At 69.0% G+C, this 13,273-nt stretch carries 13 protein-coding genes; 12 read left to right on the top strand and 1 reads right to left on the bottom strand.

All coding sequences use genetic code 11. The features are described from left to right. The first annotated feature begins 79 nt into the window (after positions 1 to 79). Genes MJ783_RS16290 through mutM form a run of 3 tightly spaced genes read left to right on the top strand, consistent with a single transcriptional unit; the run spans position 80 to position 2,742 of the window. Positions 80 to 1,045 (top strand): phosphate starvation-inducible protein PhoH, encoded by a 966-nt coding sequence (locus MJ783_RS16290; protein WP_239311300.1) that lies wholly within the window; start codon positions 80 to 82, stop codon positions 1,043 to 1,045. Further along, entirely contained in the window at positions 1,042 to 1,866 is an 825-nt protein-coding gene (rnc, locus tag MJ783_RS16285; RefSeq protein ID WP_239311299.1) for a ribonuclease III, read from the top strand. The genes MJ783_RS16290 and rnc overlap by 4 nt, the downstream gene beginning before the upstream one ends. Before the next feature lie 21 nt (positions 1,867 to 1,887). Next, positions 1,888 to 2,742, top strand: coding sequence for a bifunctional DNA-formamidopyrimidine glycosylase/DNA-(apurinic or apyrimidinic site) lyase (gene mutM / locus MJ783_RS16280; protein ID WP_239311298.1), 855 nt, complete (start codon positions 1,888 to 1,890; stop codon positions 2,740 to 2,742). Positions 2,743 to 2,789: 47 nt separating this feature from the next. On the opposite strand, the gene MJ783_RS16275 is transcribed toward mutM, so the two are convergent. Then, positions 2,790 to 3,032 (bottom strand): hypothetical protein, encoded by a 243-nt coding sequence (locus MJ783_RS16275; RefSeq protein WP_239311297.1) that lies wholly within the window; start codon positions 3,030 to 3,032, stop codon positions 2,790 to 2,792. 94 nt (positions 3,033 to 3,126) lie between these two features. On the opposite strand from MJ783_RS16275, the gene MJ783_RS16270 reads away from it, so the two are divergent. The 9 genes from MJ783_RS16270 (at position 3,127) to trmD (ending at position 13,089) form a co-directional block, all read left to right on the top strand. Beyond that, positions 3,127 to 3,462, top strand: coding sequence for an acylphosphatase (locus tag MJ783_RS16270; protein ID WP_239311304.1), 336 nt, complete (start codon positions 3,127 to 3,129; stop codon positions 3,460 to 3,462). A 214-nt stretch (positions 3,463 to 3,676) separates the two neighbouring features. Further along, positions 3,677 to 3,871 (top strand): hypothetical protein, encoded by a 195-nt coding sequence (locus MJ783_RS16265; protein ID WP_239311296.1) that lies wholly within the window; start codon positions 3,677 to 3,679, stop codon positions 3,869 to 3,871. A 149-nt stretch (positions 3,872 to 4,020) separates the two neighbouring features. Continuing rightward, on the top strand, positions 4,021 to 7,641 hold the full coding sequence (gene smc / locus MJ783_RS16260) for a chromosome segregation protein SMC (RefSeq protein WP_239311295.1): 3,621 nt from the start codon (positions 4,021 to 4,023) through the stop codon (positions 7,639 to 7,641). A gap of 34 nt (positions 7,642 to 7,675) precedes the next feature. After that, entirely contained in the window at positions 7,676 to 8,896 is a 1,221-nt protein-coding gene (gene ftsY / locus MJ783_RS16255) for a signal recognition particle-docking protein FtsY (RefSeq protein ID WP_239311294.1), read from the top strand. A 362-nt stretch (positions 8,897 to 9,258) separates the two neighbouring features. Continuing rightward, complete coding sequence (ffh, locus tag MJ783_RS16250) at positions 9,259 to 10,833, top strand: signal recognition particle protein (RefSeq protein ID WP_239311293.1); 1,575 nt, start codon at positions 9,259 to 9,261, stop codon at positions 10,831 to 10,833. 222 nt (positions 10,834 to 11,055) lie between these two features. After that, positions 11,056 to 11,511: a 30S ribosomal protein S16 gene (gene rpsP / locus MJ783_RS16245; RefSeq protein WP_239311292.1), complete on the top strand. Its 456-nt coding sequence runs from the start codon at positions 11,056 to 11,058 to the stop codon at positions 11,509 to 11,511. Next, a complete protein-coding gene (locus MJ783_RS16240) occupies positions 11,512 to 11,745 on the top strand; it encodes an RNA-binding protein (protein WP_239311291.1) in 234 nt (77 codons plus the stop codon). Between the two features lie 37 nt (positions 11,746 to 11,782). Beyond that, positions 11,783 to 12,301, top strand: coding sequence for a ribosome maturation factor RimM (gene rimM, locus MJ783_RS16235; protein ID WP_239311290.1), 519 nt, complete (start codon positions 11,783 to 11,785; stop codon positions 12,299 to 12,301). 2 nt (positions 12,302 to 12,303) lie between these two features. Then, positions 12,304 to 13,089: a tRNA (guanosine(37)-N1)-methyltransferase TrmD gene (gene trmD / locus MJ783_RS16230; protein WP_239311289.1), complete on the top strand. Its 786-nt coding sequence runs from the start codon at positions 12,304 to 12,306 to the stop codon at positions 13,087 to 13,089. Positions 13,090 to 13,273: the final 184 nt, after the last annotated feature.

Below are 13,273 nucleotides of genomic sequence, written 5' to 3'. Positions count from 1 at the left end.
AGCGATGCGGCGAGGTGCGTGCCCCAGCCCCGCGACACCGCGTCCCCTATTGCCAAGCGCTCTTAGTGGTGTGACACATGTGGCGGTTGATCTGCCCGGTGAAGACGGCGCGCCGGAGCTGGTCGTTGACGGTGTCGGTCATGCGCTTGCCGCTGACGCGACCCTGAATGTCAGCCTGGTCGGCCCGTCCCGGGTCGCTGGGCCGCTGCTGCGCGAGCGCGGCCTGCACGCCGAGAGCCGGCTACGGATCGTTGATGCTTCTTATACGGTAGGTGCCGGCGTGGACGCGACCCGTGCGGTGCGATCGAGGCGGGACGCCACGGTGCGGGTCGCGGCCCGTCTATTGCGGGACGGCGTGGCCGACGCCATGGTGTCGGCCGGCCCGGTCGCCGCGGCCACAGCCGCGGCGACGTTCACCCTCGGCCCGCTCGCGGGGGCGACGAGGCCGGCACTTGCCGTGGTCGTCGGCTCGCCGTCCGAGCCGAGGGTCCTGCTGGATGCTGGCGCGGCCTCCGGCGTGAACATCAGCGCCGACCAGCTCACCCAGTGCGCGGTCCTCGGAGCGGCCTACGCCACAATCCGCCTGCGTGTGGCGCGGCCCAGGGTCGGCCTGCTGTCCGCGGGGCCGGCTGATCCGGGCCGACCGGCTGCTGGGAGCGTCGGCGATCTTATCGCCGAGCTGGGGTTTGACTTCGTGGGCGCTGTCGAGGCGGCCACGGTGGTGGCCGGCGGGAGCGTTGACGTCGTGCTCAGTGATGGTTTCACCGGGGCGGTCCTGGTGTCGGTTCTGCGAGCGGTTGCGCAGGTTGTCGGTCAGCTACCGCGGACGTCGTCGGGGTGGCAGCCGTGGGAGGGAGCATTCGTGGTCGGTGTTGACGGGATTGTGGTCGTCGTGGATGGCAGGCCCGAGGGGGCCGCGGCCGGAGTCACGCACGCGATTGCCGAGGCGGTTGCCGCACATCAGGCAGGTTGGGTGCCGCGCCAGCGGGCGGCTCTCGCCGAGCTCGTCACCCACCGCCGGATCCGTGCCGGGCTGCCGGCATGACCCGCGGCCTGCCACCGCCCGCGCCCAGAGACGGCCTGATGGCCGCGCTCGGTGTGCCGGTCGACGTCGGCCTGCTCGAACGGGCTCTTACGCACCGCTCATACGCCTACGAGCAGGGCGGCCTGCCGACCAACGAACGGCTGGAGTTCCTTGGGGACTCCGTGCTCAGCCTTGTCGTCACCGACGCCCTGTTCCACCGTCATCCGGACCTGCCGGAAGGACAGCTCGCCAAGCAGCGCGCGTCCGTAGTCAACATGCGTGCGCTTGCTGGTGTCGCCCGCACGCTGGGGGAGAACGGCATCGGTCCGTACCTGCTGTTGGGCCGTGGTGAGGAGACCACCGGAGGCCGGGACAAGGCCAGCATCCTCGCGGACACCCTTGAGGCGCTGATTGGCGCGGTCTACCTGTCGGCTGGCGGGTTGGACGGCCTGCAGGTCGCGTCCCAGTTCGTCCACCGGTTGTTCGACCCGCTGCTGGACGTGGCCGCCGGCCGGGGTGCCGGGCTGGACTGGAAAACCTCGTTGCAGGAACGGACCGCCGTGCTGTTGCTGGGTCCGCCCGAGTACGAGGTGGATGAGTTCGGGCCGGACCATGCCAAGCGGTTCACCGCCCGCGCCGTCGTGGCCGGTGAAATCCTCGGCCATGGTGACGGTGGGAGCAAGAAGGAGGCTGAGCAGCGCGCCGCCGCCGCCGCCTTCGAGGCGTTGGAGGCGCGTTCGGCCGATCCTTGTCATCCCGACGGGCTGGCCGGCGCAGAGCGGGATGACGGCGATCCGGCGGACAGCCGCGCTGAGACGGCTGTGCGCACGGGTAACCGCTGATCCGCCGCTGCCCTTTCCGCCATGCCTGAGCTTCCGGAGGTCGAGGTCGTTCGGCTCGGCCTGCAACAGGCGCTGGTCGGCCGGACGATCGCGGAGGTCGTGGTTGCGCACCCCCGGGCTGTCCGGCGGCACGCCGCTGGGACCGCTGACTTCGTGGCGGTGCTTGCGGGCCGTACGATCTTTGCCGTACACCGGCGGGGGAAGTATCTGTGGTTGGATCTCGGTCATGGAATGGCGCTGCTCGCTCATCTCGGCATGAGCGGCCAGCTTCTCGCGGTGCCCGCGACCAAACCCGCCGAGACCCACCTCCGAATTCGTTTCACGTTCTCCGACGCTGGTCGGGAACTGCGATTTGTCGATCAGCGCACCTTCGGCGGTCTTGCGGTTGTCCCCGCCGGTGCGGGTGTGCCGGAACCGATTGCGCATATCGCGCTGGATGTCCTGGACCCGGGTTTTTCTGACACGGAGTTCGTCGCGGCCGTTCGCCGCCGCCGGACCGGAATCAAACGCGCGTTACTCGATCAGACCCTTGTCGGCGGTATCGGTAACATCTACGCCGATGAATCCCTGTGGCGGGCGAGGCTGCATTATGCGCGTCCGACTGAGACGCTTACCCGCGGTGAGCTCTGCCGCTTGTTGGATGCGGCACGTGAGGTTCTCACCGCCGCGTTGTGCGCGGGCGGGACCTCCTTCGACTCGCTCTATGTATCAGTCAATGGTGTGAGCGGCCGGTTCGACCGTTCGCTGGAGGTCTATGGGCGGACCGGTCAGCCATGTTCACGATGCCGGACGCCCGTCCGTCGGGATGCCTTCATGAACCGGTCCAGTTTCAGCTGTCCAGGCTGTCAACCACGGCCGAGAAGGGGACGTTGGTAGTTTCCTCTGGGTCCGCGGCAGTGCCGTGGACCCAGAGGAAGGCCGTTTTACAGCTTGCCGCCGGGGAGGTTGGGTACCGCGGTCTGGGTGGGACCTGAGGTGCGGGGCGGGGCGTAGCCCGGACCAATGATCTCGTTGGGCGCGGCTGGTGCCGGTGCCGGTGTGGCACTGCGTAGGCCCTCCGTGCTGGCCTGGGGCACCGGCAGGATGCCGCCATCCTGGCTGAAACTCTGGCCGCAACCGCTGAGTGACAGCGCCGCGGGGATGATGATGGCGCTGACCATCGTCATGACGGCTCGTCGGCCGCCGGGCAGGGGCACCCGGAGCTGACGGGATCGGGGCGAACGCATGGTATTCACAATGGGCCGGTAGCCTATCGTGCCCATGTGTGATGTTCCCGCGGAGCCGCCGGATCGAAATGATCACAATACGTCCGCCGGGTCTGAACCGCCGGCCCGGTTGACAGCGTGGGTGTCAGGGAGGGTTCAGGGCGTTGGTTTTCGGGCTTATGTCCGTTCCCGTGGGCGCCGGCTCGGCCTGGTGGGTTCGGCGACGAATCTCACAGATGGCCGGGTCGAGATCGTTGCGGAAGGTTCGCGAGCCGCTTGCGAGGCTCTCCTGGAGATGTTGCGGGCCGGGCACACACCAGGTCTGACGACTCAGGTCACGTTCTCCTGGTCGCAGGCGAAGGGTGATCTGTCAAATTTTACCCGGAAATGATCTGTGTCGACGGTTGGGCGATGACGAGGTGTCCTCATCTCGACAAAATGCCATCGGGAGCCGTCCGGGTATGGCATCGTCTTGACATTCGGCTACTTCGCGTGCGATCCTGAGTTCATTGTCTGGCGCGTCGTGTGATCTATCCCGGTTCTTCATCGGTGGGTTGCAGCGCGTCCCGCACCCGCTCGGTCACTCATCGTGGAGGACCATCATCATGGCGAAGGCCCTTTTCGGCCACGTCGGCTCTGGCAACGATGTTCGTTTGTCGTATGAGGTACGCCGACTTCGTGCACGTGTAGCAGAACTGGAAGACGAGCTTGCGCGTTCTCGTGCTCTTACGGATGCGCTTGAAGGCGTTGATGTCTCTGACGAGCTTCGCGCGCTTGAAGCAGAGCCCGCGCTGACCTGATCCTCCCGAATCCGTAGCGGGAGTTAAGGGACGTTTCTCCTCGTGGGGAACGTCCCTTCGTGCTGCCGGGGCTCATTTGCCGGATCCTGCTGGTAGTGAAGCTGGCAGTATCGTTGGTGTTCCGTCCCCTCCGACAGCTCCGGAGACAGGTGCATCTCAAGAGCCTTACCCTGCGGGGCTTCAAGTCGTTCGCGAGTTCGACGACCCTGCACCTCGAGCCCGGCATCACCTGTGTTGTGGGGCCGAACGGCTCGGGCAAGAGCAACGTCGTCGACGCGATGGCCTGGGTCCTTGGCGAGCAGGGCGCCAAAGCGCTGCGCGGCGGGACGATGTCGGACGTCATCTTCGCCGGCACACCGTCGCGCCCGCCGCTGGGCCGCGCCGAGGTCCTGCTCACCATTGACAACACCGACGGCGCGCTGCCTATCGACTACAGCGAGGTGACGGTCGGTCGTCTGATGTTCCGTAGCGGCGAGAGCGAATACACGATCAACGGTAGTTCGTGTCGGCTGCTGGACATCCAGGAACTCATGAGCGACTCTGGGATCGGCCGCGAGCTGCATGTGATCGTTGGCCAGGGCCAGCTTGACGCGGTTCTGCACGCCCGCCCGGAGGACCGGCGCGCCTTTATCGAGGAGGCGGCTGGCGTCCTCAAGCACCGCAAGCGCAAGGAAAAGGCCCTGCGCAAGCTGGAGGCGATGGCGGCCAATCTCACCCGCCTGACGGATCTGTCCGCCGAGCTGCGGCGCCAGCTGGGCCCGCTGGGCCGGCAGGCGGAAATCGCCCGTAAGGCCGGTGTCATCCAGGCCGCGGTGCGTGACTCACGGCTGCGCCTGCTGGCCGACGACATCGTCACCGCCCGCGGTGACATCGCGGCTGACACCAGGGATGAAGAAGCGCTGCGGGTCCGCCTCGCGGCGGCCGGGCAGGCATATACCGACGGCCAGCGGCGGGAGCAGATCCTGGCGGCGGAGCTGGCGGCGGTGACCCCCCAGGCCGCTGCCGCAGGTGAGGTCTGGCACGCGCTGGCATCCCTTCGGGAGCGCGTCCGAGGTACCCGGTCACTCGCGGCCGAGCGGGTCCGGCTGCTGCGCTCCGGGTCCGAGGAAGAACGCGGTGGGCGGGATCCCGAGCAGCTGGAGCAGGAGGCGGCGGCAGTCCGGGAACAGGAGAACGCTCTCGGCGTGCGGCTGGATGCCGATCGTGACAACCTCGCCGAGGTCGTCGCCCGCCGGGCCGCGCTGGAGACAGCACTGGCCGGTGAGGAAAAGGCGCTTGTGGCTGCCGCGCGGGAGGCCTCAAGCCGACGGGAGAGCCTGGCTCGGCTGGCCGGGCGGGTGGAGGCGGCTCGCTCCCGCGCCGCCAGTGCTGAGACTGAGATCGTCCGGATATCCGAGGCCGTGGACGCCGCCCGGCAGCGCGGTGGCGAAACAAGTGACCAGCGTGTCGCGCTGGAGTCAGAACTCGCCCGGATGCGGACGACCCGTTCCGAGCTCACCGCGAGACATGCCGAGGCCGTGGCGGTCCATGCGGACGCGACGGCGAGGCTGGAGAATGTGCGTGCGCAGGAGCGTTCCGCCGAACGCGACCGGGCTTCCTGGCAGGCCCGCGGGGAGGCGCTCATCCTGTCGCTGACGCCGAAGGACGGCGCCGCCGCGCTGCTGGCCGCCGCCGGCGGCGAGCGGGACAACGGCGCTGCCCGGTCGGACGGCGCTCCCGCCAGGCCCACCGGCGTCCTGGGCCGCCTCGCCGCCTTGCTGGCGGTCGAGCCAGGGGCCGAGACCGCGATGGCAGCCGTCCTGGGTCCGGCTGCCGACGCCGTCGCGGTCGGTGCTGTCGAGGATGCCGCTGCCGCGTTCGAGTGGCTTCGCGCGGCCGACGCGGGGCGCGCGTCACTGCTGGTCGCCGGCCGGCCGAGCGGCGACGGCCCGGTCGCCGACGGGTGCGGGACCGACCCGGTCATGGCCCTGTCGGCGGACGCCCGTCGCGGTGGGGTTCCCGCCGTGGACCTCGTGCGGGTCAGCGACCCGCGCTACGCCGCGGGAGTGGCCCGGTTGCTGGCCGCCACTATCGTGGTTGCCGACCTCACAGCCGCCGTTGAGCTTGTCCGTGAACATCCTGGCATCCGAGCGGTCACCCGGGCTGGTGACGTGATCGGGCCTGAACTCGCCACCGGCGGCAGTGCCCGAGCGCCGTCCCTGCTCGAGCTTCAGGCCGCGGCGGACGAGGCGGAGTCCCGGATGCTTGCGGCGGCCAGCAGCGGTGAGCGTGCCCGCGGGGCCGTCGCCGCCGCCGCCGAGGAGGTGAAGCGGGCCAGAAGTGGGATCGACGACGCGTCAGCGGCGCTGCATGGAGCGGACGCCCGTCACCGGGCGTTGTCCGAACAACTGTCCCAGCTGGAGCGGGCGAACCGGTCGGGAGCCGCTGAGATCGAACGTCTCGAACGGGTCCGGATGCAGGCCGAAACCGCTCGCGACCAGGCATACGGTGCCTTGGCGGAGCTGGAGGCGATGCTGGCCGCGACCTCTTCGGAACCTGACGTCGGTGACCGGTCGCCAGCTGAGCGCGACCGGCTTGCGGCCGCGACCTCAGCCGTGCGCGGCGAGGAGGTCGAGGCCCGGCTTGCGGTGCGTACCAGTGAGGAACGGGCTCGGGCGCTGGCCGGCCGCGCGGCCGCGTTGGTCCGGTCCGCCGCGAACGAACGGGCCGCGCGGCTGGCGGCGGCCCGGCGACGGGAGGTGCGGGAGCGCCAGGCGACCGTTGCCGCGGCTGTGGCCGACGCTGCCGGTCATGTTCTCGCGGCGCTGGAGAACTCGCTGGCCGCCGCTGACACCGAACGTGGCCAGGCCGAGGCGCGGCGGCTGCGGACCGAGGCCGATCTGGCCGCCGTCCGCGAGCAGGTACGGACACGTGCCGGCGAGCTCGCCGCGTTGCGTGATGATGCCCACCGCGACGAGCTCGCCCGTGCCGAAAAGCGCCTGCGGGTGGAGACACTGGAGGCCAAGGCGTTCGACGAGCACGGGATAGCCGTTGACGATCTTGTTGGCGAGTACGGACCGCACGTGCCCGTACCGCCGGACACCCCGGACGGCGAGGCCGTCGCGTTCGACCGCGCTGACCAGGCGGCGCGGGCGGCCGCGGCCGAGAGACAGCTCGCCCGGCTGGGTAAGGTCAACCCGCTCGCGCTCGAGGAGTTCGAAGCCCTGCAGGAGCGCGCGGCGTTCCTCTCGACACAGCTCGACGACATCAAGAACACCCGCCGCGACCTCCTGCTGGTCGTCGCCGAGGTCGACGAACGGGTCCGAGAGGTCTTCCGCGCGGCCTTCGAGGACACCGCGCGCGAGTTCGAGACGGTCTTCGCGACCCTGTTCCCCGGCGGTGACGGCAGACTCGTGCTCACCGATCCCGATGACATGCTCACCACTGGCATCGAGGTGGAGGCACGGCCACCGGGCAAGAAGGTCAAGCGTCTGTCGTTGCTGTCGGGCGGTGAACGATCGTTGACGGCGATTGCCCTGCTGCTCGCGATCTTTCGTGCCCGGCCGTCGCCCTTCTACGTGCTGGACGAGGTCGAGGCCGCCCTTGACGACCGTAACCTCGGCCGCCTGCTGACGGCGCTGGAAGGCCTGCGGGAGAAATCTCAGTTGATCATTATTACCCATCAGAAACGTACGATGGAGATTGCGGACGCGCTCTACGGTGTGTCGATGCGTGGGGACGGAGTCACCACGGTGATCAGTCAACGGCTCCGGGAACGCGCTTCGGCCTGAGAAACGGGCTGCCTGGTCTGTCAGGATCGGATGCGTGGAGTACGTCCTCATCATCATCGCGATCGTCGTGTTCGGTCTTGTCGCGTCCGCCGGCCTGCTGGTGGGCACCCGCCGCCGAAGTCGAAGCACCCCCACCCGGGGCCGGCCGCACCCGGGTACGGACTACCAGCCCGGGGTGGGTGACGACGCCGAGATCCCCCGAGACACCCCGAGGCGGACGGTCGAGACCGTTGACATCCCCGCACCCGCACCCGAGGCCGAGGCCGCGGGTGAAGCTGAACCGTACGAACTGGAACTTGAGCGGGAAGCTCAACGGGAGGTGCCGGCCCCAGCCGCCGGCCGGTTGATCCGCCTGCGCGAGCGGCTCGCGCGGTCCCAGAACAGCCTGGGCCGCACGCTGCTGCTGTTGTTGTCCCGGGACAACCTCGACGAGGAGGCCTGGGAGGACGTCGAGACGACCTTGCTGGTCGCCGATGTCGGGGTGGCGCCTACCCAGGAACTGGTCCAGTCGTTGCGCACAAGGGTCAAGGTTCTCGGTGCCCGCCAGCCCGCGGATGTGCGTGTGCTGCTGCGCGACGAGCTACTTGCCCAGATTGGTACCAGCACCGACCGTACGCTGCACTCGGCCGTGGACGGCCGGCCCGCGAACATCCTCGTGGTCGGGGTGAACGGTACCGGCAAGACCACGACCTGTGGAAAGATCGCCCGTCTGCTGGTGGCGGACAACCGTACGGTGGTGCTGGGCGCGGCCGACACCTTCCGGGCCGCCGCCGCCGACCAGCTGGAAACGTGGGGGAGCAGGGTCGGGGCGCAGACGGTACGCGGCGGCGAGGGCGGGGACCCGGCATCGGTCGCCTTTGAAGCCGCCAAACGAGGCATCGCTGTCGGAGCGGACACCGTGGTGGTGGACACCGCTGGGCGTCTGCACACCAAGACCGGTCTCATGGACGAGCTTGCCAAGATCAAACGCGTGGTAACCAAGATCGGTCCCGTTGACGAGGTTCTGCTCGTGCTGGACGCGACGACCGGCCAGAACGCCGTGGAACAGGCCCGGGTGTTCACCCGTGCGGTGGACATCACAGGCGTTGTGCTCACCAAGCTCGACGGGACTGCCAAGGGCGGCATCGTGATCGCGGTCCAGCGGGAGCTCGGGGTACCGGTGAAACTCGTCGGTCTGGGGGAGGGGCCTGACGACCTCGCGCCGTTCGATCCGGAGGCGTTCGTCGACGCGTTGCTGGGAGAGGCCGCGAGCTGACCGGAAGAGCCAGCCGGATTCGCTGCTCGGCTTCTCCCGCTCGGCTCCCTGCCCAGGCCTACACCGTGGCCACGGGAAGGCTCTTTCACCCGGCGTGCGGGCGACCTACAGTGCCGAGGTGAGGTTCATGGCCCGGCCGGACCCGATGGCCGGGATGTTATGCCCGGCGAGGTGTTCCCGCCATCCTCGCTGTGGAGGGCGGTGACAGCGGCGGATCTGTGCCATGATCACCGTGTGGGTGTACCTCGCCGGGCTGCCTGTCGCAGAGGTGAAGGGCCGCAAGCCGCGGACTCGCCGGCCTTCGCCCCGTCCTGGTGCGTACCCTGAGAGCTGCGGTTCGCCAGCGATCTCGGAGTGTGCGCGTGTTCGACACCCTGTCCAGCCGTCTCGACAAGGCTTTCTCGTCGCTTCGCGGCAAGGGGCGGTTGTCCGAGGCTGACATCAATGCCACCGCCCGGGAGATCCGGGTGGCGTTGCTGGAGGCCGACGTCGCGTTGCCGGCGGTCCGTGCCTTCATCGCGGCCGTGCGCGAACGGGCGATGGGAGCGGAGGTCTCGGCTTCGCTGAACCCGGCCCAGCAGGTAGTCAAGATCGTAAATGAAGAACTGATCGCTATTCTGGGTGGTGCCGCGGCTACCCTGCGGTTCGCCAAGACGCCCCCCACCGTCATCCTCCTCGCCGGCCTGCAGGGCACGGGCAAGACGACGCTTGCCGGCAAACTCGGTCGCTGGCTTGCGGCCCAGGGGCACACCCCCTTGCTGGTCGCCGCCGACCTGCAGCGTCCGAACGCGGTCACGCAGCTTCAGGTTGTGGCCGCCCGAGCCGGGATCGACGTGTTCGCGCCCGAGCCCGGCAACGGGGTGGGTGACCCGGTGGCGGTCGCGCGCGACGCCGTGGAACACGCGCGGCGTCGCCTGCACGACGTGGTTGTTGTCGACACCGCCGGCCGTCTTGGCGTGGATGCCGAGATGATGCGGCAGGCTGCGGACATCCGCGATGTGACGTCGCCGGACGAGATCCTGTTCGTCGTCGACGCGATGATCGGTCAGGACGCCGTCGCCACCGCACAGGCCTTCGCTGACGGCGTCGGTTTCAGCGCGGTGGTGCTCACCAAGCTCGACGGTGACGCTCGCGGTGGTGCCGCGCTGTCGGTCGCGCACCTGACCGGTAAGCCGATCATGTTCGCCTCCACCGGTGAGGCGCTGGAGGACTTCGACGTCTTCCACCCGGAGCGGATGGCGTCGCGCATCCTGGGCATGGGCGACGTTCTCACCCTTATCGAGCAGGCGGAGAAGGCCTTCGAGGCCGACCAGGCCGAGGCGATGGCGGCGAAGATGGCCGCCTCGGAGTTCACCCTGTCGGATTTCCTCGACCAGATGCTCGCCGTCCGCAAGATGGGGCCGATCGCCAACCTGCTCGGCATGCTGCCTGGTATGGGGCAGATGAAGGAGCAGCTGTCCCAGATCGGTGAACGTGACGTTGACCGGGTAGTCGCGATCATCCGGTCGATGACCCCGGCTGAACGGCAGGACCCACGGATTCTCCAGGCTTCCCGCAAGGCCCGGGTGGCCCGCGGTTCCGGGGTGACTGTCACCGAGGTCAACCAGCTGCTTGACAGGTTTGACGAGGCGCGCAAGGTCATGAAACAGATGGCTGGTGGTATGGGTGTGCCCGGCGGCGGGCAGCGCGGCCGAGCCGCGGCCAACCGTAAGGCGAGCAAGAAGGGAAAGGGCGCGAACCGCAAGGGCAATCCGGCCGCTCGTGCCGCGCAGACACAGGCGGAGCAGGCCGCGGCTGAGGCGCGGCGGGCCGGCGGTGGCCTGCCCGCGGCCGGACCTGGCGACGGCGTCATGCCTGACCTGTCCGCCCTGATGCGCGGTGGTGGCTTCCCCCCGGCGGGTCCACCGCCCGGTCAGCGCCGCGGCAAGCAGCGCTGACCTGCCAGGATCGACTGAAGGCGTTGGCTCCAAAGGCCCTGGGGAGTATCGGCGTCCACGATCTGGCAAACTATGAGCACGACATGGGTTCCTTACCATCGGCGTCGTCGCGGTGACCCTCTCCGCCGCCTTGACGCTCCGAAAACCCAGCCGCCGGTATCCCGCGTCCCCACCGTGGCATTCTGGTGGCTACTGACGTACGTCTGGAGCAGTTCGACAATCGTGGCAACCAAGATCAAACTTCAGCGCCTCGGCAAGATGCGCGAGCCGCACTACCGGATCGTCGTCGCGGACGCCCGCACCAAGCGAGACGGCCGGGTCATCGAGGCGATCGGGCAGTATCATCCCAAGTCCGACCCGAGCATCATCAAGGTGGACGGCGAACGCGCCGAGTACTGGCTCGGTGTGGGCGCTCAGCCGACCGAGCCAGTACTCGCGATCCTCAAGGTCACCGGTGACTGGCAGAAGTTCAAGGGGCTGCCCGCGCCGCCGCCGATGAAGGTCGCGGCTCCCAAGCCCGACAAGCGGGAGGCCTTCCAGACCGCGGCTCGGGCCGCCGCGGGCCTTGGCGACAAGCCTGCCACCACTCCCAAGAAGGCCAAGAAGGGCACGGACGAAGCACCCGCGGGCGAGCAGAGCGCGCCGGCGGCCGAGGCATCGACTCCGGCGGGGCAGTAAGTGCTGGAGGCCGCGCTCGAGCATCTTGTTCGGGGCATCGTCGACCACCCGGACGATGTACGCGTCGATATGCAGTCGGGTCGGCGAGGCCGGACCTTGGAGGTCCGCGTGCATCCCGACGATCTCGGCAAGGTGATCGGGCGCGGCGGGCGGACCGCGCGCGCGCTCCGGACAGTCATGGCCGGGGTGGGTGGCCGGGGTCTGCGTGTCGACGTCGTCGACGTCGACCGGTAGCCGGCAGGTTGTGGACCGCCCGGCGGATGAACCGGTCGTGGTCGGTCGAATCGGCCGTCCCCACGGTGTGCGCGGGGAGGTGACGATCGATGTTCGAACGGACCTTCCGGACCGGCGCTTCGCGCCGGGGTCGAGCTTTCCCGGCCACACGCCGGCCGCCGCTCCGCTGGTGGTTGCCGGGGCCCGTTGGCATGCCGGCCGCCTGCTCCTGCGCTTCAGGGGGGTTGGTGACCGTAGCGCAGCCGAAGCCCTGCGGGGACAGATCCTCACCATCGCGCCCAGCGCCGTGGGTGCCGCCGCGGACGGCGATGATGATCCGGACGACTTCTGGTGGGACCGTGACCTGGTCGGGCTGCGGGTGTCCACCGTAGCCGGCATGGATGTCGGTGTGGTTGTCGACGTGGTCCACACGCCGGCCGGGGAGCTGCTCGCGGTCGACCGAGCCGACGGGCGCGAAGTGCTGATCCCGTTCGTGCGTGAGATCGTCCCCAGGGTCGATGTGCTCGACGGTCGTCTCGTGGTCGACCCGCCGCCGGGCTTGTTCGATCTGGAGTAGCCGTGCGTGTCGACATTATCACGATTTTTCCTGAGTATCTCAGCCCGCTGGAACTGTCGCTGGTAGGCAGGGCGCGTAACCGGGGCATCCTTGACGTTCACCTGCATGATCTCCGGCAGTGGACGAGCGATGCGCATCGGACCGTGGACGACGCCCCCTACGGTGGGGGGCCGGGCATGGTGATGCGTCCGGAGCCGTGGTGGGCGGCACTGACCGAGGTGAGCGGATCGGGCGCGGCCGGTGGCCGGCCACCGCGAATCATCGTCCCGACCCCGGTGGGCCGGCCGTTTACCCAGGCCTATGCCGACGGGCTGGCCGGCGAACCGTGGCTGGTGTTCTGCTGCGGCCGGTATGAGGGCATTGACGCACGGGTCATCGACGAGTGGGCCGACGATGAGATCTCGATCGGCGACTATGTGCTGGCCGGGGGCGAGGTCGCCACGCTGGTGATGCTGGAGGCGGTCACCCGCCTGCTGCCCGGTGTGGTTGGTAACGCCGAGTCCGTCGCGGACGACTCCTTCGCGAACGGCCTGCTGGAACCGCCGGTGTATACCCGGCCACCCGTGTGGCGCGATCGCGAGGTGCCCGCGGTGCTGCGCTCCGGTGACCATGCGGCCATCAGCCGGTGGCGCCGGGAGGCGGCGGTGCGCCGGACCACGCACCGCCGGCCAGATCTGCTGACCGGCATCGACTTGGGCCGAGACGGTGGCCCGCGCGATAGTGGGCGCCACGCGAATCCTGCCACCGACCCGGCCAGCACCGACCCGGCCGGTCGTATGGCACAGTAGGATGCGGTGTCCGGCCGTCAGTCGTCCCGACGGGAACTCCCCTGGGTGGGTGGCAGCATGGTCCACGACAGTGGATCATTTGTGGCGGTTGGCCCGCAGCTGGTTCATCCCTGTCATCCCCGCGAGAAAGCGACCGCCATGCAAACCCTGGACAGCCTCGACGCCGCGTCGCTGAGGACCGACG

It is taken from the genome of Protofrankia sp. Cj3 (assembly GCF_917627355.1).
GTDB lineage: Bacteria > Actinomycetota > Actinomycetes > Frankiales > Frankiaceae > Protofrankia.
This window is presented reverse-complemented; position numbering and strand designations above follow the sequence as displayed.